Annotated in this window: 20 protein-coding genes; 7 read left to right on the top strand and 13 right to left on the bottom strand. The window is 58.1% G+C overall.

Features of this window, described 5'->3' with window-relative positions:
* Positions 1-32: 32 nt before the first annotated feature.
* Positions 33-836, bottom strand: a complete 804-nt coding sequence (gene exoK / locus PH547_RS15045) for an endo-1,3-1,4-beta-glycanase ExoK (RefSeq protein ID WP_260305030.1) — start codon at positions 834-836, stop codon at positions 33-35.
* Between the two features lie 9 nt (positions 837-845).
* Positions 846-1958, bottom strand: a complete 1113-nt coding sequence (locus tag PH547_RS15040; protein WP_260305031.1) for an acyltransferase family protein — start codon at positions 1956-1958, stop codon at positions 846-848.
* A gap of 655 nt (positions 1959-2613) precedes the next feature.
* Here PH547_RS15040 and PH547_RS15035 point away from each other — a divergent pair.
* Both PH547_RS15035 and PH547_RS15030 read left to right on the top strand, forming a co-directional pair.
* Entirely contained in the window at positions 2614-3573 is a 960-nt protein-coding gene (locus PH547_RS15035) for a glycosyltransferase family 2 protein (protein WP_285168733.1), read from the top strand.
* 88 nt (positions 3574-3661) lie between these two features.
* On the top strand, positions 3662-4606 hold the full coding sequence (locus PH547_RS15030; protein WP_260305032.1) for a polysaccharide pyruvyl transferase family protein: 945 nt from the start codon (positions 3662-3664) through the stop codon (positions 4604-4606).
* A 12-nt stretch (positions 4607-4618) separates the two neighbouring features.
* Here PH547_RS15030 and PH547_RS15025 read toward each other — a convergent pair whose 3' ends face one another.
* Both PH547_RS15025 and PH547_RS15020 read right to left on the bottom strand, forming a co-directional pair.
* Positions 4619-5629, bottom strand: a complete 1011-nt coding sequence (locus tag PH547_RS15025) for a glycosyltransferase family 2 protein (RefSeq protein ID WP_285168716.1) — start codon at positions 5627-5629, stop codon at positions 4619-4621.
* A gap of 87 nt (positions 5630-5716) precedes the next feature.
* The gene (locus PH547_RS15020) at positions 5717-6007 is read right to left on the bottom strand and encodes an exopolysaccharide production repressor protein (protein ID WP_260305034.1); all 291 of its coding nucleotides are present in this window, start codon (positions 6005-6007) and stop codon (positions 5717-5719) included.
* Between the two features lie 749 nt (positions 6008-6756).
* Between PH547_RS15020 and PH547_RS15015 the strand changes: the two genes are divergently transcribed.
* The 4 genes from PH547_RS15015 (at position 6757) to PH547_RS15000 (ending at position 11093) form a co-directional block, all read left to right on the top strand.
* A complete protein-coding gene (locus PH547_RS15015) occupies positions 6757-7437 on the top strand; it encodes a sugar transferase (protein ID WP_260305035.1) in 681 nt (226 codons plus the stop codon).
* A gap of 81 nt (positions 7438-7518) precedes the next feature.
* Positions 7519-8793, top strand: coding sequence for a polysaccharide biosynthesis/export family protein (locus tag PH547_RS15010; protein WP_445945031.1), 1275 nt, complete (start codon positions 7519-7521; stop codon positions 8791-8793).
* Positions 8794-8802: 9 nt separating this feature from the next.
* Entirely contained in the window at positions 8803-10095 is a 1293-nt protein-coding gene (locus PH547_RS15005; RefSeq protein ID WP_260305036.1) for an O-antigen ligase family protein, read from the top strand.
* Positions 10092-11093, top strand: a complete 1002-nt coding sequence (locus tag PH547_RS15000) for an acyltransferase family protein (protein ID WP_260305037.1) — start codon at positions 10092-10094, stop codon at positions 11091-11093. The genes PH547_RS15005 and PH547_RS15000 overlap by 4 nt, the downstream gene beginning before the upstream one ends.
* A 212-nt stretch (positions 11094-11305) precedes the next feature.
* On the opposite strand, the gene PH547_RS14995 is transcribed toward PH547_RS15000, so the two are convergent.
* From PH547_RS14995 to PH547_RS14975, 5 genes are all read right to left on the bottom strand, one after another.
* Entirely contained in the window at positions 11306-12277 is a 972-nt protein-coding gene (locus tag PH547_RS14995) for an ABC transporter permease (RefSeq protein WP_104826629.1), read from the bottom strand.
* A 39-nt stretch (positions 12278-12316) separates the two neighbouring features.
* Entirely contained in the window at positions 12317-13867 is a 1551-nt protein-coding gene (locus tag PH547_RS14990) for a sugar ABC transporter ATP-binding protein (RefSeq protein WP_260305038.1), read from the bottom strand.
* Positions 13868-13969: 102 nt separating this feature from the next.
* Positions 13970-14959 (bottom strand): ABC transporter substrate-binding protein, encoded by a 990-nt coding sequence (locus PH547_RS14985; protein WP_104826631.1) that lies wholly within the window; start codon positions 14957-14959, stop codon positions 13970-13972.
* A 214-nt stretch (positions 14960-15173) separates the two neighbouring features.
* On the bottom strand, positions 15174-16193 hold the full coding sequence (locus PH547_RS14980) for an aldo/keto reductase (protein WP_285168715.1): 1020 nt from the start codon (positions 16191-16193) through the stop codon (positions 15174-15176).
* A gap of 33 nt (positions 16194-16226) precedes the next feature.
* On the bottom strand, positions 16227-17732 hold the full coding sequence (locus PH547_RS14975; RefSeq protein WP_260305040.1) for a UxaA family hydrolase: 1506 nt from the start codon (positions 17730-17732) through the stop codon (positions 16227-16229).
* A 252-nt stretch (positions 17733-17984) separates the two neighbouring features.
* On the opposite strand from PH547_RS14975, the gene PH547_RS14970 reads away from it, so the two are divergent.
* Positions 17985-18911 (top strand): GntR family transcriptional regulator, encoded by a 927-nt coding sequence (locus tag PH547_RS14970; protein WP_260305041.1) that lies wholly within the window; start codon positions 17985-17987, stop codon positions 18909-18911.
* Between the two features lie 63 nt (positions 18912-18974).
* Here the strand turns inward: PH547_RS14970 and PH547_RS14965 are convergent, their stop codons facing one another.
* The 4 genes from PH547_RS14965 to PH547_RS14950 all read right to left on the bottom strand — a co-directional run bounded on the left by PH547_RS14965 (position 18975) and on the right by PH547_RS14950 (position 23655).
* Positions 18975-19742 carry a response regulator transcription factor gene (locus PH547_RS14965; RefSeq protein WP_104826635.1) on the bottom strand — a complete coding sequence of 256 codons (768 nt, stop codon included), beginning with the start codon at positions 19740-19742 and terminating at the stop codon, positions 18975-18977.
* Between the two features lie 279 nt (positions 19743-20021).
* Complete coding sequence (locus PH547_RS14960) at positions 20022-20693, bottom strand: Crp/Fnr family transcriptional regulator (protein ID WP_260305042.1); 672 nt, start codon at positions 20691-20693, stop codon at positions 20022-20024.
* Between the two features lie 272 nt (positions 20694-20965).
* Positions 20966-22231 carry a polysaccharide pyruvyl transferase family protein gene (locus PH547_RS14955; protein ID WP_285168714.1) on the bottom strand — a complete coding sequence of 422 codons (1266 nt, stop codon included), beginning with the start codon at positions 22229-22231 and terminating at the stop codon, positions 20966-20968.
* Positions 22228-23655: an O-antigen ligase family protein gene (locus PH547_RS14950; RefSeq protein WP_285168713.1), complete on the bottom strand. Its 1428-nt coding sequence runs from the start codon at positions 23653-23655 to the stop codon at positions 22228-22230. The genes PH547_RS14955 and PH547_RS14950 overlap by 4 nt, the downstream gene beginning before the upstream one ends.
* Between the last annotated feature and the right edge of the window lie 163 nt (positions 23656-23818).

The following is a 23818-nucleotide window of genomic DNA, read 5'->3' as shown; positions in this document are numbered from 1 at the left end:
GGCTGCGAAATCCGCTTCGCAGCCGGAATGTTTCAGTTGATCTTGCAGGCGACCGATTCCGGGAACTGGCACTTATCGCCCGCTGCCGTGAAGGCAACGCGATCGATCTGCATGGTCGCCGGCCCACCGCCATAGGCGAACTTGCCCATCCAGCCGCTCAACGTGTCTGTGCCCCAAAGGCTGAAGAAGATCTTCTGCGCATGCGTTGGGATCTTCGACGGATCGGTTACCTCCTGGACGAGCTTGCCGTTCAGGTAGTAGCGGAGCCGATCCTTTTCCCAGACGAAGGCGTAATCGTTGAAGCCTTGATCGGCGCCGCCGGCGACCGGGACGAGTTTCTCATTGCCGCCTTTGGCGCCAATATATTGATTGACCTGAACCTGTCCGAGGTTCTTGCCGAGCACTTCGAAATCGATCTCGTCGTGCGGTTTCTTGTCGGTCGGACCTATATAGGTGAAGAAAGCCGAATTAAGGCCGGAGCCGGTCGCGGTGCGATAACGCGCCTCATAGGTGCCGTAGCCATAGGTCTTGGTCGTCTGGATCTCGCCGCAGGCATAGTCCCGTTGGCCGGTCTTGGCCTGCGTGAATTGAAGCTGCAGCATGCCGCCCTCGACACTGACCTCCTTCTTGGACCAGGTGCAGTTCTGGTGCGGGCCGTTGTTCCAGCCATCCGAAACGAACCACCGGCCGCTGTCGATCCGGTCGAAATTGTCGACGAAAGACTTGCCGTTCGGCTGATCCTCCTGCGCGGAAACTGCGCAAGGGATGAGACCGACGCTCAAGACTGCGAATGCAACAAGGTTAAGTCCCCGGGAATGGAAGATCGGTTTCGTCATGTGTCACCTTTACTCGGAGGTTGCCCGCCGGCCATCGGCCAGGGCTTCGACACGCGGCCGCATGCGGCTGCCGGTCAGTAGATTGTAGAAAGAGGGCAGGGCGTTGCGCGCCATGCCGTTGGTCAAAGGCAGCACCGTCAGGGTGATGGCGGCGGCCAGCAGGTAGAAGACGGGATAGAGATCCACGCCGGTTCGGTTCCACAGAATCCAGAGGCTCAACAGCAGCGGGTGATGGGCGCAGAAGATCCAGAAGCTCAAGCCGCCGGTTTCCGCCAATTGCTGACCAACCTTGCTCTTGATCAGGATTGCCGACAGCGCCCAGAAGCCTGGAATACCGGCGAGCACCATCATATCCCGGCTGAATTCCAGCCACACTGGCGGTTCCGGCGCGGTCAAATAAGCCACTGTCGCCCACAAAATCGCGAGTGCGAGAAAGGCTGCGCCGATGGGGGCCGCGTATCGGTCGATGATGGTTAGATCGATGCGATAAAGGCTGAGATAGATGCCGAAACTGAAGCTGAAGAGGATGGAGTTCCTGAGCACGATGCCAAGCGGTACCGGCAACGCCGCAAGCATCAGCAGAAATACCAGCGTCGGCAGCGGGTAGTGGCGGATCAGCATCGCCAGCAACGGCGAGAGCAGGATGCAAACGAAGAGATCGCGCAGAAAATAGAGGGGCAAATCAATCGGCGCGCCTTCGGTGGCAAACAGAAGTGTAGCGAGGGTGCGCGGGCTGGCATTCGTCAGATCCGGCAGATAGCCATCGCCGATACCGCTGGCCTGCAGGATCAGCACAAAAAGAAAAAAGGCGCTGTTCCATAGCAGAAATGGCAGGAGAACGGTCCTTGTCTTGCGGCGGACGGTCTTGCCGTAGTCCAGCGAGGCCGCGCCGTGGCGGAAAAGCAGATAGCCGGAAATGGCGCTCAAGCAGGGAACGCCCACGCGAAACAGGCTGTCGCGCAGGAAGACCCGAAGCCAATCAAAGAGGCCATAGGCGCCGTTGAATGGGCTGGAATCCGTATCAAACGGGATATGTACAAATACGATGCCCGAGATGAGCACGATGCGCATGAGATTGATCCGCGAAGACACGTTGGCAGTCACATTCACGATAGCTGTCACCCCTTTTTCGGACCGCTCCCCCCTTGCAGCCGTTTCAACCAGAGCAGACTAGAGCCCGCAGACGTAAGCTAGGGCGATCTGGCGAAAGGAAATATGGCACTGCAGCAAAAAACCGGGATATATGGCCTCGCAGACGTGTCCTGGCGCGATGAAAGAGATGAAGAAACATCTAATTCAATCGGATTAATACCTATGGAAGTGGTTGGTTTAAAACGATTTTAAGAGTGGTATAATGTTAACGCGATAGCGTGGAATTACACGCTGCGGCAGCACCAAATTTTTTTCCACCGGCCGAGGATTTTTTTTGCATTGCCGCAGATCGCACGATCAATCGTGATCAAAATAGGGCGATGATGCAAGCTTATTGAGAAAATGCGAATAAGATCACTCACTTATGGGTTGCGATTTCGTTTTCGACCTTCTGCTTGAGCCGACGAAGGTTACGATGTCGACGATGGCAAATGCTCTCGTTCTCGATAAAACGCACTCTCCGTCATTGTTCGGAACAGATCGGGCACTAACTGTTGAGGCCACGGCGACATCCTGTCTTTCGGGACCGGCTGAAAATTCAGCGATGGAGAGTGTCGAAAAGCGCATGGCGGTCCCTGTGAAAAGGGGCCACAAACTCTTTATTGAAAACCGTAAAGGCTCGAAAATGGCGTCGATCACGATTGTTATCCCCTTCTACCAGAGGCAGACAGGTATTTTGCAGCGTGCATTGACATCGATATCCAAGCAGGTGTTTCAGGATTTCGATATCCTCATTGTCGACGATGAATCGCCGCTTCCGGCAGAAAATGAGCTTCAGGCGCTTAGCGAAGAAGAGCGGGCGCGAATTACGGTTATCCGTCAGGCCAATGCGGGACCGGGTGGCGCACGCAATACCGGCCTCGACAACGTGCCGGCTTCAAGCCGTTTTGTCGCCTTCCTGGATTCCGACGACGAATGGGCGCCGCAACATCTCAGCAACGCCTTCGAGGCCCTGACGCGGTACGATGCTGATTGTTATTGGGACTCGATCCATGGCGGCGAGGAATTCTCCTACCATTTCAGCATGGCGGAACTGGCAAAATCAGTGAATGCCACCCGTCTCTCCCAAACGCCGTCGCTTATCGAAGTTCCTGATATCGCCAGCGTCATGCTGAAAGATTGGAGCTTTCTGCATCTCTCCTGCATGGTGATCGGCCGACCACTGTTCGAGAAAATCCGTTTCGAGGCCGCATTGCGGCTGGCGGCAGAGGATGTGTTGTTCTTCTGCGACTGCATCCTTGCGGCCAAACGCGTGTTGTTGTGTGAAGATACCGGCGCGCTGCGTGGCGAAGGCATGAATATCTTTCACAGCATTGATAATGATTCACCGCAATTCCTCCGGCAGCAATTCAACACCTGGACCGCGCTTAATACGCTGGAACAGCGGTTCTTGCGCCGGCCGCAGGATATAGCGGCCATTCGCGCCTATAAAAACCGCGCCCGCAAACAGGCGCTGTGGAGCCAGGCGCGGCAGTTGCGGCGCAAGCGTTTGCCGCAACTTGGGCTACTGGCGCAATGGGCGTGGAAAGACCCGGCAATATTGCAAAGTGCGGTGCAGCTTGCCGCGGGCAAGTTGGCGCCCTAGTTTTCGCACCTGCAGCAAAGCTGTCCATACCTGTTACTGAAGAGCCAACGTATGTTCAGCTATTATCTAAATCACCAAGGAGACCTGCATGAAGCCGTTCCACTGGGAATCCACCCATGGTAATTTCGGTGACGATCTCAATCTCTGGCTCTGGGATTTCCTGCTTCCCGGCCTGCGCGACGTTCATAAAGAAACACTGCTGGTCGGTGTCGGAACCGTACTCAACACCCTGATCCTGCCGCTCGACGGCCACAAGCTCGTGATTGGCAGCGGCTTCGGCTACGGCTCGCTTCCCGACATGAGCGACAGGACCAAGTGGGATATCCGCAGCGTTCGCGGCCCGCTGACGGCGGAAAAGGTAGGCCTTCCGCAGGACATGGGCGTCATCGATCCCGCTGTGATGGTGACCGAAATGCCGGAATTCAAAAACCTGCCGAAAAGCAATCGCCGCACCTTCGTCCCGCATTGGGAGTCGGCGGCAGCGGGCCTATGGCCGGAGATCTGCAAGACCGTCGGCCTCTCCTATCTCGACCCCCGCGGCGAGGCCAAGGCCGTGATCCGCGAGATTGCGACCTCCGAGCTGATTGTCGCCGAGTCCATGCATGGCGCGATCCTGGCCGATGCCTTCCGGGTACCGTGGATCGCCGTCAGTACGTCACGGGCGATCAATAGCTTCAAGTGGAACGACTGGGCTCGCTCGCTCGGCGTCACATATGCGCCAAAACACATTCCGGTTTCCACCCGCGCGGAAGCGATTGCCAAGGGTGCCCGGTTCTGGGGCGTCGGTTTCGAACGGGACGAGCACGCCACCGAAGAGCTGGAGAAGCACCGGCATGGGGGAACGGTGGTCCTTGCCGATCCCGAACAGACCCGCCTCAGAGTGATGGCGAAGCAGGCACTTGCTGTGCCCTCGGCGCTCGCGCTTTGGCAGGCCAGCAAGGCGAAGCCGCAATTGAGCGCCGACTCCGCCCTTGCCAGCCGAAAGCAACGCCTCTTCGACGTTATCGAAGGCGTGCGCCGCGACTACTTCTGATAGCGAGAAGCATTATTCAGGAGCGGCCTGCAGCAGATAGCGCAGGCCGTTCGTTCCCGAATGCGCGATCGGCACCCCGCCGCCCTTCCGGAAACGTTCCGTTTTGTCGGCAAGAATGCCGCCGGCAATGGCCGGAATGGCGGTGGGCTTGCCCAATGCGTAAGAGGCGGCCGCTGCCAGGCCCGATTGTCCCTTGATATCGAGAAAGCGCCGCAGCTCATAGCGGCTGCGAACATGCTGCTCATGGCGGCGGATGGCGGCTGCGTCGGCCGGGGAAAGCCCGCCGGCTGACAGGATCGCCCGATCGGCTTGGTAAAGCCGATGCAGATCCTCGGTGCGATGCTGGCCGCTCAGGGAGTTGCTGCGCACCACTGCGCCATAGCCGCAGCTATGGATGACCTTGTAGCGTGCAGCCTTTGCAAGCGCCCGTACATAGAGATCGTAGTCCTCACCGAGACGCAGGGCTTCGTTGTAGCGCAGGCCATGAGCATCCAAAAACGATCGGCGCATCAACGGCTTCAGGAAGCCGATCTCGCCGCGCCGGACGCCGCGCTTGGAAATGTTGCCTTCGACAAAGGCGACCAGATCGAGAAAACGCGGCTTCGGATCGAAATGATCGAGCATTGTAATCGCATCGGGAACCGTATCGGCATTGACGAAAGCGATGTTGTCGGCGACGAAATCCCAATCGTCGTTTGCGAGCAACGGCTTGAACCGCCCTGGAAAAAAGAAATCGTCGGCATCGAGGATGCTGATCAGGGGAGCGCGCGAAACCTCGATCGCATGGTTGCGTGCTGCCGCTGGGCCGCGATTTTTCTCGAATTCATGGATGATCAGACGCCCGCTGCCGTCGTCAGCGAGGCCGGCGGAGGCGGCGGTGCCATCTATCGAGCCATCGTCGATAACAACGACTTCTGCCACTTCGGGCTCGCGAAGTGCAGAAGCGACGGCAAGGCCAATGGTGTCGCTGGCATTCTTCGCGGCAATAATTACACAGACATTGTTTTCGGCACTGTCAGTCACATCAGCCTCCATTATTCCGCGGGAGACTTAGGACGACATCAGCCATAGGCAAGCACGTCACCGTCAAAAGATGCGCTGGCGGCGACCTCAGGGGTTGAAGCGTTCGGAGCGATTGAGATTTGAAGCGTGTAGGCCGGTGACCTTTTCGTCATCACGCAACGATGTGGCAGCCGTGTTTTGACGCAGCAATGCCTGTCGCGCAGTCCGCTCCTTCCATACGAGGAAGAGGATGCCAATAAAGTAACCGATCTGCAGTAGCACGGCGCAAATTACCGTTTCGACCAACGTGGTCGAAAAAGAATGCGTCAGGAAGTAGGTCGCGATGGCAAATACCGCCAGGGCGCCGAGCATGCTGATGAAAACGCGTGGCGCATACATGGCGTTACCTCGCGCACACAGTCATCAGGAAAAGAGCGATCAAGGCCTTGCCTCCCTTAATAAGACCCACAAGCCAAATATATTTAATGAATCTTTTAGATTCAACTAAATGACTGCGGTCCGTTTACGATTTTGAACGAATACGACTTTAGCGCATCACCTGTTAAAACTACTCCTCCATAATACGTGCAATTGCAGCCCATATGTTTTCTCTTTCTCCATATTTCTTATTAAAGTTGTCCAGTTTGTAAATATATACAATTTTAATGACCTTAGTGATCGGACGCGGCCGAGCCAGAATTTAATCAATTCAATCAACTTTTATTACAAAGTTCGGCCGTCGCGACCGGCAATATGTGCGCCGCAATATGGTGTTGCAACGCAATATTTTCGGTGAAAAATCAAGATTGCGCATGAACGCTCAAGAGTGAGCAAAGCCTATTCCAACAAGACCGGATGAACAAATCCGCGCTATAGCCGTTAACATTCTCTCCCATCGCCATCCGTAACGTAAGATGCGCATTTTTTAGCCGTCTATACAATACATTCTTTAGTATAAATATTATATAAGGAATGTCTAAACTTAAGAAATCTAATGCATCGGGGGTAAAACCCGACCCCGATTCCGCGTTGCCACAAAAATTTGGCTTAAAAAATCATAATCGCCACCTACACTCCTCACTGCATAGCCCTAACTAGGCGACCGAGACATTTCCGACCAATTCGCCAACATGAATGGAGTCATCTCTATGAAGTCTGCGACGAGATCGGCCACATCGGCTTTTTTCAGCGCTCCGGAACGTGACGTCTTTCCGCCAACAGGTGGATTCTTGAAGAGGACGTTCGACGTCACCACTGCATTAACGGCGCTGATTTTCATCAGCCCCATCTTCCTTATGCTTATGCTCCTGGTAAAGCTTTCGGATCGGGGTCCCGTTTTTTACGGACATCGCCGCATCGGACACAACGGCAAGACCTTCCGTTGCCTGAAGTTCCGTACCATGGTCGTCGATGGCGACAAGGTTCTGAAGGCCTATCTGCAGGCCAATCCCAGAGCAATGGAAGAATGGCGTGCAACACGCAAACTGCAGGACGACCCCCGCGTCACCCTTGTCGGCGCGGTGCTTCGCAAACTCAGCCTCGACGAGCTGCCGCAGCTTATCAATATCATTCGCGGTGAAATGAGCGTCGTCGGCCCGCGTCCTGTCGTCGAAGACGAACTGGAGCTCTACGAACACGCAGCGATCTACTACCTCCAATCCCGCCCGGGCCTGACAGGCCTCTGGCAGGTGAGCGGTCGTAACGACGTGTCCTATGCCAGCCGTGTTGCCTTCGACACCCACTACGTCAAGAACTGGTCTCTGAGCAGCGACGTGGTCATCATCGCCAAAACCATTCCCGCGGTCTGCCTATCGCGTGGCAGCTACTGATGGCGAACGCAGATACCGCAGGGAAGCGCCTGCGGTTTTCCCGCAAGTGCGGGCTGCATCCAATAACAGGAAAGATCCTGCATGATTGAAATTCAGTCTCCTGGTAAGTCCGTTGGCACGGCTACACCTTTTCGTTGCACAGCTCTTATGCTTCTCAGCCTCTGCATGCTGTCGGGTAATGCCAGTGCCGATAATCTTCCCGGATATCACCTGGGAGTCATGGACAAGCTGCACATTCGTGTTGCCGAATGGCAGACGGCGGAGGGCTCGGTCCGCGATTGGTCGATGATATCGGGTGATTACACCGTCGGCCCCTCCGGCTCGGTTTCCATCCCCTTCATCGGTGATATGCCGGCCAGCGGCAAGACGACGGACGAAATCGCCGAAGCGATCGGCGTCGGGCTGCAAAAACAATTCGGCCTGCGCGATCGCCCCTCGGCTTCCGTAGAGCTTTCGCAGTTCCGGCCCATCTATCTCACCGGCGAGGTTCAGAATCCGGGCCAATATCCTTTCGTGCCCAACCTCACTGTCCTTAAGGCGGTCAGTCTTGGCGGCGGCCTGCACCGCGCTGATGCCGGCCAGCGCTTTGCCCGGGACTACATCAATGCCAAGGGCGATGCCGTCGTCCTCATGGCCGAGCGTGGACGCCTGTTGATCCGCAAGGCGCGTCTGCTGGCAGAAGTCGCCGGCAAAGATCAGATCGATGTTCCGCCGGAGCTGCAGAAATTACCACAATCGGCCGACCTGCTCGCCAGCGAAGAAGCTCTCATGAAAACACGCGGCGAGCGCATGAAGACGCAGTTGCAGGCGCTGGCTGATTTGAAGGTGCTGCTGCAAAGCGAAGTCGAGGCGCTGGGGAAGAAGACCGATACGCTAAGCCGCCAGCTTGACCTGGCCAAGGCGGACCGCGACAAGGTCGAAAGTCTGGCCGAAAGAGGGTTGGAACTTGCCTCCCGCAGGATTTCGGCCGAACAGCGCGCCTCCGACGTGGAGACCAACCTGCTGGATACCGACACGGCATCGCTGAATGCCAAGCAGAGCATCAGCAAGGCCGACCAGGATGAAAATACGCTGCGCAACGACTGGCAAAATTCGCTCGCGCAGGATTTGCAGGACACCGATACCCAATTGGAAACACTGCAACTCAAGCTCTCCACCAGCCAGGCATTGATGCAGGAAGCGGTCGCGCAATCGGCCGATGCCAGCAATCTCGATGCCAACGGGCATAGCGTCAATATCGTCTATGCCATCGTGCGGGATGATAACGGGCAGCCGAAGGAAATTCCGGCTGATGAGAACACCCAGGTCCTGCCTGGCGACCTCATCAAGGTTAGCGCCGGTCTTGCCATGCGTTAAGGAGGGTCGATGCAGATCGCGAAATCGACCTTTATTCGTCCAGGGAGCAACGCCACCTACGGTATGGTGGCGGTTGCGCTCTCTTTCTTCGTCTTCGCTTATTCCTCCCGCTTCGGGCAGGCCTCCATTCTTGCCTATTATGGCCTTTGGTTTCCGCTGGTCCTGATCGGCTATCGCAGCACGCTCGGCAACTATCAAAAGCAGCTCTGGCTCTTCGCCTTCGGCGTGTTTACCTGCCTGTCGATCTTCTGGTCTGCCGTGCCATCCATTACGGCACGCGCTGCGATCCAGTACATGACGCACATCATCTGCGCATTGATCGCCATGCGCACGCTGGATATTCGCACTCTCACACGCGGCGGGATTGCCGGCGTGGGCCTCGTGCTGCTCTATTCGATCCTCTTCGGCTATTACGCCTATGACCCGCTCGACGGCACCTACAGCTTCGTCGGCGCCTTCGACTCGAAGAACCAGCTCGGCTTCTACGCCTCGCTCGGCATTTATTTCGCCTTCGCCGCCGTCTTCATCCTCGGCGAGCGCCGCATCTGGCTGCTGGGCGGTGGCATTGCCGGCCTGCTGTCCGCCTATTGCCTGCTCGCCTCGCAATCGGCGACCTCGGTTTTGACCACAGGCTTGGTCGTCGTGCTCAGTATCGGCATGCGGGGCATCCTGTTCCTGTCGCCTCGGCAGCGGAAGAGGCTCTTTGTCGTTTTGGCCGTAACCGGTTTGGCGGTCGCTGTAGCCGGTGTCAATTTCGGTGGCGTTGACCTCGTCCTCGGTGCCTTCGGCAAGGACTCGACGCTGACGGGTCGCACCTATTTGTGGCAACAGGGCATCGAAGCAATCTGGCAGCATCCCTTCTTCGGCGTCGGCTACCAAGCCTATTGGGTACAGGGCTTTTCAGAGCCGGAGCGCTTGTGGGACGAATTCTACATCGCCTCTCGCGCTGGCTTCCATTTCCACAACACCTTCATCGAAACGACCGTAGAGACCGGCCTGATCGGCGTCTGCCTGCTCATCGCGATCCTGCTCACCGCCGTCATCGGCCATATCAAGCGGTTCCTGAGCGACATCAGAAATGATGAATCCTATGTTCTGCTCGGCGTTGCGACGCTGCTTCTGATCCGCGCCTTCGTCGAGATCGACATTCTCAATCCATACCATGTCGGCTCATTCCTGTTTTACTTCACCGCGGGCAAGCTGACGATGAAGACGCGGGCGCCGAAGGCCGCCCCGCTCATTCCCGACGATCGGATGGAGTTTACGCCATCGATGAATTGGGAGCCGCGGATCAGCAGATGAAGACCCTCTACGGCATTCAATATCTGCGCGGCTTTGCCGCTCTCGCCGTGGTCCTGTTCCACGCCGCAGAGCGCACCGGCAGCCATTTCCGCATTGGAGCGGCTGGCGTCGACGTCTTTTTCGTCATCAGCGGTTTCATCATGTGGACGATGAGCGAGCGCCGGCCGGTGACGCCATTGCGTTTCCTGCTCGATCGCTTGCAGCGCATCGCCCCGTCTTACTGGATCGTCACCAGCATCATGATCGCGGGTGGGCTTGCCGGCCTGTTTCCGAATATGAAGCTGACGGCCGGGCATGTCTTAGGCTCGCTGTTCTTCATCCCCGTGCGCTCGCCGAGCAATGGAGAGATCTGGCCGGTTCTCGTGCAGGGATGGACGTTGAATTTCGAGATGTTCTTCTACGTCATCTTCGCCGCGACCTTGCTGTTGCCGCGCCGTCTGCAGCTTGCCAGCATGGCCGCCATCTTCCTCGCCATCTTCCTCGCCGGCAACATTTTCAATCCGCAATCCTCCCTGTTTATCACCTATACGCAGCCAATCATCCTGGAGTTCGTCGCCGGTGCAGTCCTTGGGCGGCTGTGGCTAGCGGGGAGAACACCCGGCGCCGGCCTTGGCCTTGCCTTGGCGATCGCCGCCTTGTCGGGTTTTGCCGCCATCGAGCTTATCGGCCTCGACTTCAATGAAGTGACCTGCGCACCGCTCGCCGTGGCGCTCGTGCTTGGCGTGGTATCGCTAGAGAGAAGCGGTAAGCTGCCAAATATTCCGCTGCTCACCTATCTCGGCAACAGCTCCTATTCGATCTATCTCTGGCACACGCTGGCGATCTCGGTGGTCATCAAAATGGTTGCGTCCACGCAGATGCCCTACGACGTCGCGACGTTCCTCGGCGTCATCTCGGGTACCTTACTCGGCATCTGCGCCTACGAAGCGGTCGAAAAGCCGCTCCGCAACCTGTTGAGGAACTTGAGCTGGCAAAGGTCACGCCCATCGCCGGCGTGACATCATCAAGCCTTGGTTGCGATCTGATGCCGGATGTCATTCGCTGGCGGTGCAGATCCTTAGATGTCGCGGGGCCGAAGAGGCTGCAGCCCATCCGTTGCTCGCCCGGGTGAGGCCAGTCATTGTTCCTTCGGAACGGTCGGTCATACGATGCCATGCAAATCGGCGAGCCATTTCGGCCCGCCGACATCATCATTCGATTTCGATGGTCCCTAGAGACGCCGCCGCCGCAACTGATCGAAATAGACGATCACGATAATCAGCACGCCGGTGATGATGCGCTGCCAGAAGGAATTCAGGTTCAGCAGGTTGGCGCCGTTGTTGATGGTGGCGAGGATGAAGGCGCCGATCAGTGGGCCGTAGACGGAGCCGACGGCGCCGAAAAGGCTGGTGCCGCCGATGACCGAAGAGGCGATTGCCTGCAATTCCCAGCCATCCGCCTGCGTCGCATTGCCGATGGCGATGCGCGAGGCGAGCAGGACACCGACGAAAGCGGCGCAGGTGCCTGACAGAATATAGGCGAGGTAGATCATCCAGGTGACGTTGACGCCGGAGAGACGCGCGGCTTCGCGGTTCGAACCGACGGCGAAGAGATAGCGGCCCCAGCGGCTGAGATGCAGGAAGATGAAAGCCGGTATCGCCACGAGGATCACCATCCAGAACAGGCTCGGAATCCCCAAGAAATCCGCGACGGCGAAATTGGTGAAATCGTCGTTGACGATATTGATCGTCGAGCCGTTGGTGATGAGCAGGCCGATGCCGCGCAGGGACGTCAATGTCGCCAGCGTGATGATGAACGGCGGCAGGCCCATGCGCACGATGCCGAAGGCGTGGAATGCGCCGATCAGCACGCCGAAAGCCAGCGTAATGAGAATGGCGGCGGAAACCGGAAATCCGGCCTGCAGCAGCCAGGCGATGATAACGGTGCAGAAGCCGACAATGGCGCCGACGGATAGGTCGATGCCCGCCGTGATGATGACGAAGGTCTGGCCGAGGGCCAGGATCGCCGTCATCGAGCCCTGACGCATCAGGTTGGTGATGTTGAGCGGCGTCCAGAATTTGTCTGTCCAAAAGCCCAGGACGACCCAAAGAGCAAGTAGAAGAAGGATCAGCGTCAAGCTGAAGAGGATATTCATCTTGCGCCGCGGTGCGACGGTGGGGCCTTCTGTAGTATTTGCGGCCATTGTTGTTCTCCCTCTTTCTATCCTTATCTTATGTGTCGTTCAGACGCCGATTGCCTCGCCGAGGACTTCCTCATGCGTGGCAGCGTGAAAATCATGGCTGGCGACGAGCTGGCCGCGGCGGAAGACGTGGAGCTGGTCGGCGAGCTCGTAGACTTCCGGTAGGTAGGACGAGATGACGATGATGCCCGCGCCACCCCGCAAGAGCTTGGCGAACAACCGGTAGATCTCCGCCTTGGTGCCGACATCGACGCCCACGGTCGGCTCATCGAAAATGAAGAGCTTGGCGCCGTGGCTGAGCCACTTGCCAATGACGACCTTCTGCTGGTTGCCGCCGGACATGGCCGAAACGAGAACCCGCCGGCTCGGCGTCTTGATGCTGAGATCGCGTATCTGCCGATCGGCATTGGCCGCTTCGCTGCTATTGTTGATGATTGGCCCCTGGCTCAGTCGCTTAAACACCGGCAGGTTGATGTTGAGTCCGATCGGCAGGTTGAGGCAAAGCCCCTGATCGCGGCGGCTTTCCGGCGCGAGCGCAATGCCGAGGTCCATGGCATCCCGCTCGCTGCGAATATCGACCTTCCGGCCCTGCCAGTAGATCTCGCCCGCAGACAGTGGCTGACGGCCGTAAAGCCCAAGCGCGAATTCGCTGCGGCCGGCGCCGATCAAGCCATAGAGCCCGACGATCTCGCCGGCCCGGACGCTCAGGGAGACATTTTCAAAGCCGGGGCCGGAGAGACCGCGGGTTTCCAGGATGGTCTCGCCGATCGGAATCTCTTCCTTATGATAGATCTGCTCGATCGAGCGGTTGATCATCAGCTTGATCAATTCGTCCTCGTTGGTCTCGCCGACCGCGCGCGTGCCGACATGGGTGCCGTCACGCAGGACCGAGACACGGTCTGCCAATTCGAAGACCTCTTCCATGCGGTGGCTGATATAGACAATGGTGACGCCCTCGGCCTGCAGGCGGCGGATCAGCTTGAAGAGCTGCGCGGATTCTTTTCGGGTGAGGTAAGCCGTCGGCTCGTCGAAGATCAGGAATTGGGTACCGCGCATTGCGGCGCGGGCGGTGGCTACGAGCTGCTGCTGGCCGATGGTGAGCGAGCTTAGCAGCGCGGCTGCCGGCAGGCCAAAGCCAAGATCGTCAAGCACGGTCTGCGCCAGCTTCTCCATCTGCTTCTTGCGCATCAGCCCCAAGCGATTGACCTCGTCGCCGAGAAAAAGATTGGCCGCGACGGTCAGATGGGGGCAGAGCACCACCTCCTGATGCACGGCATTGATGCCGCGGGCGATCGCCTCGTTCGGATTGGAAAGTCCGACCGGATGACCGCACCAGAATATTTCACCCGCCGTCCTGGTGATGACACCGGTCAGGAGTTTGATAAGTGTCGACTTGCCGGCGCCGTTTTCACCGACGATGGCGTGGATTTCGCCCGCCAGAAAGGTGATCGTCGCGGGCTTCAGCGCCTCGACATAGCCATAGCGCTTCTGCAGCCCCCTGAGTTCGAGGATGGGCGAACCCGCCGGAACGCGGTTTGCTTCCGTCCGGATATTGTCATCGTGTCGATGACTGATCTCTTCGAGGTTCGTCATGGCTCTCCTCCCTTAACCGATCACTCGCTCCGTTCGTCTCCGCAAACGAAGCTGGAATGAAAACAGGCCGCGCCCGGCCTCCCAGGCGCGGCCCTCAGCTCGTTACTTGACCTTCGGATTGATCAGGGCGTCGATCTTTGGATCGCTCATATTCGCCTTGGTCACGAGGTTTGCGCCGGTGTCGACATTAGCCTCGACCTTTTCCTTCTTGGAGGCGGCGAGCGCCGTCTTGATACCGTCATAACCCATGCGATAGGGGTCCTGGACGACGAGGCCGGCGAGAACGCCGGACTTCAGGAAGCCGACCGTCTTGTCGTCATTGTCGAAGCCGATGACCTTGATCTTGTCGCCGAGCTTGTTTTCGGCAATCGCTTGGCCGACGCCCTGCGCCATGATCAGGTTCGAGGCGAAGACGCCGACAAGCTTCGGATTGGCCGTGATCAGGTCGGTCATGATGTTGAGGCCGGTCGTGGCCTGACCGTCGGCATATTTATCGGCGACGACCTTCAGGCCAGGATACTTGCTCTTGATCTCGTCCAGAAAGCCCTGGCGGCGCTGATCGAGTGAGCCGACACCCGGCAAGCTGGTGATGATGGCGACTTCGCCTTCTTCCTTGCCGGTCATACCCTTGATCGCTGCGGCAAGACCGTCAGCGGCGATGCGTCCGCCGGCCGTATTGTCGGTGGTCAGGAAGGATACGAAGGCTTTGGAATCGGCCGCCGAGTCGATACCGACCACTGGCACGGACTTCGCGGCCTCATCCACCGGCTTGCCGAGTGCTTTGCGTTCGGTTGGCGCGATCACGACGGCGGCCGGTTTGCCGGCAACGGCGTTTTCGAGAATGCTGATCTGACCGTTGATGTCGGATTCCGACTGGGCGCCGAGTTCCGGCACCTTGACGCCAAGATCCTTGCCCGCCTGGCGAGCGCCGGCAAGAACGATCTGCCAGTAGAAGGATGTCGTATCCTTGACGATGATCGGGATGGTCACATCGGCCGCAAAGGATTGCACCGGCATGGCGACGGCAATGATCGCCGCGCCGGCAAGACCGGCAAAAGTGCGGCGGGACAGAAGGGATTTGGCGATGTTCATTGATTTCTCCTCTCAACGCGCTCTGCTCCTGCACACCGGCCGTTGAACGCTTGCGGCTCGGTATCGTGAGCCCTGACGGGCTCACGCATCGCGGAGATGTTTGTTGCGCAATCCTCATATTTTTCGGGACCACGCGGTACCATCCACGCCAAAACAGGCTTTCCTCCTCCTCGGAGCCGCCTCTCGCGGCGGCCCGATAGCTCCTTATTCTTTTTCAAACCCGGACAGCTTCGTCTCCCAAGGGTGGCGCGACCAGGGTCAATCCTTCGAATTCCGCATAGAGGCTGGCCGGAAGCTCAGGCGCCACGAGCTGCATATTGCGGATGAGACTTTCCGGTTTCGCTGTGCCGATCAGCACCGAAGCCACGGACGGATGGCGAAGCGGAAACTGGATTGCCGGTGCGGCAAGCGGCAGGCCATGGCGCTGGGCGATATCTTCCATCGCCTTGACCTGGGCCAAAACGTCCGTTGTCGCCGGAAGATAATCGAAATGCGCGCCGGGCACGGGGCCGGTCGCAAGAATGCCGGAATTGAAGACGCCGCCAACCACAAGCGACGTGCCTTTCCTCTCGCAGAGCGGCAGCAGCTCAGCCACCGCCGAACGGTCGAGTAGGGTATAGCGGCCAGCGAGCAGGATACAGTCGATGTCCGCCTCACGCATGACGTCGAGGCAGATCGGTACCTCATTGACGCCGAGGCCATAAGCCTTGATCGCGCCCGAGGACTTCAGCTCCTCCAATGCCTTCAGCCCAGAGCCCAGGAGCTGGCCGAGGTGATGTTCATTCAGCGCCTTGCCGTGGGTGTAGCCGCCAATATCGTGGACGTAGAGAATGTCGATGCGGTTGAGGCCGAGGCGGGCATAGCTGAAGTCGACCGACCGCATGATACCGTCATAGGAATAATCGTAATCCGCATCGAAGGGCAGGGGGTCGACATAGCCATAGTTCGGCACCTTGTCGCTCGCAACCGGCCGCATCAGCCGTCCGACCTTGGTCGAAAGGACATAGCTGTCTTCCGGCTGGTCGCGCAGGAAATCGCCGACGCGGCGTTCACCGAGACCGAAGCCGTACCAAGGCGCAACATCGAAATAGCGGATACCGCTATCCCACGCCGCCTGCAGGGTGTTCATGGCCTGGTCACGTGGGCAGGTGCGGTAAAGACCGCCGAGCGCTGCGGCCCCGAAACTGAATTCGGTGACCTCCAGGCTTGTCCTGCCGATTCTTCTCCTCTTCATCACCTCTCCCTTGTGATGGCATGCATTACCTATTTAAAGCGTCGCTCCGAGGTGCCAGGGAACGAACTCGTTGTCGCCATAGCCGAAGGTTTCGCTTTTCGTCTTCTTGCCCGACGCAATCTCGATGATCAGTTCGAAGATCTCGCGGCCTTTGCCCGATATCGTCGCCTCGCCAGTGGCTATGGTACCGCAATCGATATCCATGTCCTCTTCCATAGATCGGTAAAGCGCCGAATTGCTCGACAGCTTGAACGAAGGCGCTGGGCGAGAGCCAAAACAACTGCCGCGACCTGTCGTGAAGGCGATCATATTCGCTCCGCCTGCCACCTGGCCGGTTGCCGAAACTGGATCATAACCGGGCGTGTCCATAAAGACGAGCCCGTGGTCCGTTACCCGTTCGGCGTAGCTGTAGACGGCGGTTAGCGGCGAGCGCCCGCCTTTGGCGACAGCGCCGAGCGACTTTTCCAGAATGGTCGTAAGCCCGCCGCGCTTGTTGCCGGGTGAGGGGTTGTTGTCGAGCGAGGCGCCGTGCATGGCGACATATTTTTCCCACCAGTCGATTTTCGCATCGAGTTTGGCGGCGACCGCGTCGCTGACCGCGCGGCTGCGCAGCAAATGCTCCGCACCGTAGATTTCCGAGGTCTCCGACAGGATTGCCGTGCCGCCCGCAGCCGCCAGCAAATCGGCCGCGGCACCCAGCGCCGGATTGGCGGTGATGCCAGAGAAACCATCGGAGCCGCCGCATTGCAGGCCGACGATGATCTCGCTGATCGAGATGGGCTCGCGGCGAGCCTGACCGACTTCCTCAGCGATCTCCTTCAGGACACCCATGGCAAGCGCCACGGCGCGGCGCGAGCCGCCGGCATCCTGAATGTTGAAATGCCGCTTGCTGGCGCCAGCGCCGCTCTGGCCATAAAGCGTGAGCTGGTTGACCTCGCAGCCGAGGCCGATCATCAGCACGCCGCCGAAATTCACATGACGGGTGTAGCCGGCAAGCGTGCGATGCAGCGTCTGCATGCCGTCGCCGGTCGAACTCATGCCACAACCCTGGTCGTGGACGATCGGCACGAAACCATCGATGCCGTCATAATGGGGCAGGAGTGTCCGGTTTGCCTCTTCTGAAATGGCGCGGCAAACCGTTGTGGAACAGTTCACGCTGGCAATGATGCCGATATAGTTGCGCGTTGCCGCCCGGCCGTCGGCACGGCGAAAGCCCATGAACGTCCGAGCCTTGTCGGCCTCAGTTGCTGCTTCCGGCGCCGCATTGGCGGTCGCCGCAAGGCGATCATTTTCGAAGTGCAGGTTATGGCTATGGACATGATCGCCAGCCTTGACCTCGGCCGTCGTGCGGCCAATTGCCTGGCCGTATTTCACGACGGGCATGCCGATGGCGATGTCTTGAATGGCGAACTTATGGCCGGGATCGATCTTGTCGCGTGTCAAAATCCCATTGGCGACCGTAGCGCCAGCCGCAATCGCCGCCGTCGCCACCGCAACATTGTCGCCTTCCGACAGAAGGATCCAAGGTTGGCTGTTCAATGTCCTCTCCCTGAACAATCTTGTTTTTCGGCATTGGCTTGGGGACCATTGCCGATTGATTTTGTTTTTTATCTACAATAAACATTTTGGTGTCAACGAGGAAATCGCTCACCAACCTGGGAGGAGGTCGGGCGCGACAGGAGAGGACACAATCGCGGCGCATCCGGCGGCATTCCCGAATTTGACTGCCACTCGAGCATGGGTCTGACATCGTCGTCGACGTGGGGCCGCCGACTATAAAAGAGGGGGAAAATGGCGAGACAAAACACGCTCTTCAAGGATGCGTATAATCGCTATGTCGCCGGACTGAAGCTGGACGCCGCCTTGCCGACCGAGCCTGAAATCGCTGCCGAACTTGGCATTAGCCGCAGCACGGCGCGCGCCATTCTGCTGCGTCTAAGTGACGCTGGCATCATCCGCTGGAACAAGCGGCAAAAAACCGTGCTGCGTCAGCCGACCGAAGCCGATTTCTTTCCGGAAGAAGAGACCAATTCGCTGCACGACATCATCGAACGCAGCTTCATGCTGCGCATCCTCTCCGACGAAGCGCAGCCCGGAATGCAGATCAACGAATTGGAACTGGCGCGCGAAATCGGCACGGGAACGTCTGTCGTGCGCGAATTCCTCATCCGCTTCAGCCGCTTCGGTCTGATCGAAAAGCGGCCGAACAGTCATTGGATCTTGAAGGGGTTTACCAGCGAATTCGCTCTGGAGCTTGCCGAGGTGCGCGAAATGTTCGAGCTGCATTCGGCTGCCGAGTTCGGGCGCCTGCCGGCAGGGCATCCGGCCTGGGCCGCTCTGGCGGCCATCAAGCAGGAACACTATGACTTGCAAGAGGATTTCGAGGCGCGTTATCGCGATTTCTCGCAGCTCGACGAGCGCTTTCACCTTCTCATCCATCGCGCCTCGAACAACCGCTTCATCGCCGATTTCTACGACGCGATCGCCATCGTTTTTCACTATCACTATCAGTGGAACAAGGCCTTCGCCCGAGAGCGCAATGCGCGCGCCATCACCGAACATCTCGATTATATCGAGGCGTTGCAATCCCGCGATCCGGAGCGGATCGACAGGGCTTGCCGTACCCATCTTGCCTCGGCGCGACAGACGCTGCTGCAATCCATTCCGCAGAATGCAAGCGAGGCTGCAGGTTCAAGCGTTCCGAATATTCGAGGTTAAAAAGTATTTCGCCAGCGCCGCGTTTAAACGGCACCGGCGAAGCTTGTTGGCACGAAGCTGATACTATCTCACGAATTCCCTGATCTTGTAGGCGACTTCCGTCCGGTTCGTCGCATTCAGTTTCTTCATGATATTGCGGATATGTACTTTGACCGTGCTTTCGCAAAGGTCCATTTCATAGGCGATGATCTTGTTGGCCTTGCCGCGCCGAAGAGCTTCGGCGACGACGACTTCACGCGGCGTAAACAGACTGTCGGCGCAGCGTGTTCCGCTGGTTACAGAGGCGATGACCTCCTTGGCAGCGAGAATGCTGCTGGCCGGCACGAACACGCCGCCTGCACGGGCGAGCGCTACGGCTTCGGCGGCGACATTGATTCCGACGCTGGTCGGGATGTAACCGCGAGCGCCGCATTCCAGCGCTTTGAGAAGTTGCGCAAGTTCGTCGCTCTCAGCCCCGACAATAACGGGGCTTGCCTTGAACCTCTCCGCAAGGGCGGAGATCTTATCGCAGACGTCTGCATCCGAAACCTTGCGTCCGCCGATCATGAAAAGAATTGCGGACGGTTCGCTCTGCATACGGCGCTTCTGCCATTCCTCGAATGATCCGACGGTGACGATATTCATGCTTTCGTCATATTCCGTCAGGCTCCGGGACAGGCATTCCCTGTCCAAAGCTCGGGCATCGATTAGGAGAAGATAGTCCTCGCATTCGTCGGTGCTTACCGCGCCTGCCGCGGTGAAAGCCCGCAATGAATCCGACGCGCGGACTGAAATAAGACGGGTTGCTGTTTCTGTCCCAAATTTCTCATTCGCTAAAGACTGCCTGTCCATGGCCGTTACTCCTTACTCCACACTTGGCCTCTATTCTTCAGAATCCATATGAGTAGGTATTATTTCAAAGTAACTGAATAGATATACCGAACCAAACCGATAAATTTCGTGTTGACTCATAGCATTCCTCCTGTCCTTGAAATGTAACTTACCTGATCACAAGAAGGATAATCGCTGATTCTATTTAGTCGGACATTAACATATGTTAATAAAGTCTAAAAATATTCGCCTCACGATTGTTATCGACTTGAAATAACGCGAGCGCGCTCGCGCCGGACTTTAAATCATATGCGGCGTGAAATAGGATTCGTCGAAATCGACGAGTTCCGCGAGCTTGTGGCGGTCGAGAAATTCGACGATGCCATTGCGGAACGACAAAAGTCCGCCCAACCTCATATCCCTGAGGACGCGGTTGATATGTACCGTCGACAGGCCGACGGCATCGCCGATATCGGCTTGCGTCAGCGGGCATTCGAAACCATCGAAGTTCGGCTTTAGCCGCGACGGACCAAGCCGGGTCGCCAGCTCGAGCAGCAGGTGGCCAGTGCGCTCCAGAGCGTCACGGCGGCCGATATTGGCGAGCCGCTCGGACATGCGCGCCTGCCGCCGCATCATCTCGGTGAGTACGATGCGATAGAGTCGCGAAGAAACGTCCAGGGTTGTATGGGAGGTGAAATCCGGGAATTCCATGACGGTGACTTTGGAGAGAGCCTGTACCGTCTCGCGCGCCAGTTCTACCGAAGGAGTGGAGATCATGTCACCACGGAGCGCAAACTCGATGACGATGCGCGTGCCGTTTGGCAGCATCTTGCTGGAAACCGCCCATCCGCTGACGAGAAAAAGAAGACGCGGCGTATCGTCGTCATAATCGTAGATGGTTTCACCGGGAGCATATGTGCGCGGAATGCCGCCCGTCAGTTCTGATTTCTGACGATATAGATCAGGACTCACGGCCTGTTGTAGACGCCCTATGGAAACCTGCGTTGTCATACGTGCCCCCGAACCAAATACCATATCGGGAAGGTTCTCAATAACCTGTCCCTTGAAGGTATATCACGTTACGTATGGCAAGTATATAGCACGCAACTTTCGGCGTGGCTCGTAGTCTATATTGCTTATGTGAATTCTCTTCGAAATCACACGGCGATTAATTTGCCTGTCATATGATTAAAGCATCTAACATCGCTCATTATACATGGTAATTACCCCGGAATTTCTTGGTATTAATTCGATGCCGCCGCGCGATGATCATTTCGTATTACGGACGACATCTCGGCGGCGATATTCTGATCCCTCCGGGTGAGATTCCGACGCATATCGGCAATTCCAGCTTCTGCCTCGGCCATAATCACCCGATGGTGGTGCGATTCGATTCCTTCCGAATCGGCCGCCCTTAACAATCGAGCAATATCAGATGCCGACGTCCCGCTGCCGTTGAGGAAGTAGGACTGCCGGCCAACCGATCGGAAGAAGCCCTCGACCTTCTTGTCCCAGCCCAGCCCGACATGAGGAATCCCCAGGGAATAGGCGGCGATACAGGCATGCAGCCGATGGGCAAGGATGACATTGGCCGACCGCAGGATCCGAATCAGCTCTTCCGGCGCGCGTGGACGCGGGGCGAGCTGCAGCGCGCCGGATAGGGCGAGACGGTGCATCAGGACCTCGTCCATTATTCGTTGGGCGAAGATCTGGTCCTCGCTGGCGCCGTTGCAGAACAAGCACACGCGATATCCATCCTGCACCAACAGTCGAATGAGATCCCGATATTCGGCGATGTCCTGCAGCGGAATGGCAGAGGCCTTCTGGCTGGCATGCCGTTGCAGAATGACCGGCTCCGTCACGCACAGGCCGATGATTGGCCGGCGCTTCGGCGACGCTGGACTGTAATCATCACTGACGAGCGTCCGTGCGAGCAATCCTGGATCGTGAACGACCGTCGCTTCCGGCCCATTAGGAAAGTGCCGGCGCCAACTGTCTTGGGCGAAGCTGTCGCGCACCGAGAGGTGGACGAGATTGGTCTGCTTCAGCCGGCCAAAGAGGCGCGCCGCCGGTGCGGACCAATGGCCGCTGACACCGACTGCATAGATCGCCAATGGCCGATTGTGGCGCCGGACGCTATCGAGCACGGTGCCGACCTTCAGGGGAAAATTGAGATCGTCATCTTGAAAGAGATTGCCGCCGCCAATCACCACCGCATCCGCAGCGGCGATCTTGGCATCCCATCGGCCGCGTAGTTTCCGCAGCGAGCGCCCGAGAACATAGCCCACGGCCCAGCGTCGGGCGAAGGCGGGCAGCCGGTGCAGCACCTTCAGCGCCTGCTGACGCCGGCCGCTTCCTCCGCTCGTCCCGAAACCTTCCCGTCCGGCGAGATCGATCGTCTCCACCTCGATATGGCCGCCTTCCTTGGTCAGCCCAGCCTCGACGCATTGCGCCAGCAGACCGTCTCCAAGATTTTCGCTGTATTTGACGTTGAATACGACAATCTTCACGGCAATCTCCCGACAATACCAATTTGCCGCATGCGCGCCGCCGGCGCGTCGTGCGCGCGAACCAGAGATGGGACCGTGAGGGCGGAGACGCTGCCTGCGAGAATGTAGAACATCAATCCGAGATCATAGACGGTGCCTGACGTGGCCGCGGACACCAGCACGGTGATGAATCCGGCCTTGGCGGCCCGGGCAACGGCCGCGGCTTCCCGGGATGGCAGGTTCCTGGCCCGGGTATCGGCTTTCAGGATCAGCAGCACGAAGAGCGCAAAGATCAGCGCGCCGGGAATGCCGAGATTGGAAAGCAGCACGAGGCCGAAGCTCGATGCACGCGCGCTGCCCAGTCCCGCGCCGAAGCCTTGGGTGTCGATGAATGTCTGATAGGCCATGGAATTCCACATGAAGCGTTCGCGACCGGACTGGCTGTCGGCTTTCGAGAACAGCATCTCGTCGAGGAAGTCGTGCAAGCCGTTGGCAAGATCGGGCATGGCGATCAGGACGAAGAGAATGACAAGCGGCATTGCCGCCATGATGGCGACGATCATCACAGGGCGTCCGGTGCCTGGTTCGTTGCGCGAAGCCAGGAAAGATTGCAGGCAAAGCACCGGCAAGACCAGGCCAAGGCCGACGAGGGCTGTTGCCGATGTCGAGAGGATCAGGGCCACCAGAAGCAGGCCGGCGATAATGCCGGTGGCGCGGGATCTGATGCCGCTTAGCCATAGACTGGCCGTCATTGCAAAAAGCACGAGCGTGAAATCCGCAAAGGCCGACGCTTCAGGAAATGTCCCCGAGATCCGCTTCAGTCCACCTTTCTCGGCATTGGTCAGCAGCGCATAGTTGGCGGTTCGCACGAAACCGAGAAGGAATTCCGTGTGACTGAAATAAGTAATAATGTCAGCAAGGGCGAAGCCGAGATTGACGCTGGCAACCACCAGCATTCCATTGATCAGATTGGTGGGAGTGCCGCCTTTGCGAATGAAAGCGAAAGTCGCCGCAAAGCAGACGAGGCCACCAATCGCATAGACGGATTGGGTGATATTATTTGACGAAAACTTCAGCGGCACCAGCGAAATGAAGTTGCGCCCGCCTACCGCCCGCTCGACGGTCATCGTCTCCGTCATGCCCTGGAACAGCCGCGGGAAAAAGACGGCTGTTGCCAAGCCGAAGAGGGTCAGCACCAGAAGGCAGAAACCGGGACGCGGCGGCGCCAAGGCAGCAAAAAGCGGTCCTTCGCCATAGGCCAGGAACAAGCGCACGCCGAAGAACAGCAGAAAAAGGCTCGGCACCAGAACCGACGCGCCGCCAAGGCCCGGCACGCTGAAGGCGGCAGCCGCGCCAAACACCGTAGACAGGATCATGACGGTAAACGACCATCGAACGGGCGCAGCCAGCATGGCCACGCCGACGACAAACGTTAGTAAACCCATGAAATTCATATGCCGTCCGCTCCGAAATATCGTCTATTTCATCAGGACAAAAACTATCACGGCGCCGGCTGGCTTGTATTTCCGCCGCGCTTAAGCCCTTTGGGGTACCGCATAAACCGAAATGGGTTCTGTACCGGATAGGCGCCGCCGCGTTAGCGTCAGA

The sequence above is a fragment of the Rhizobium cerradonense genome, from assembly GCF_030182455.1.
Classification (GTDB): Bacteria; Pseudomonadota; Alphaproteobacteria; order Rhizobiales; family Rhizobiaceae; genus Rhizobium.
Note: the sequence above shows the minus strand (reverse complement) of the source record. Positions and strands in the feature narration are given on the sequence as shown.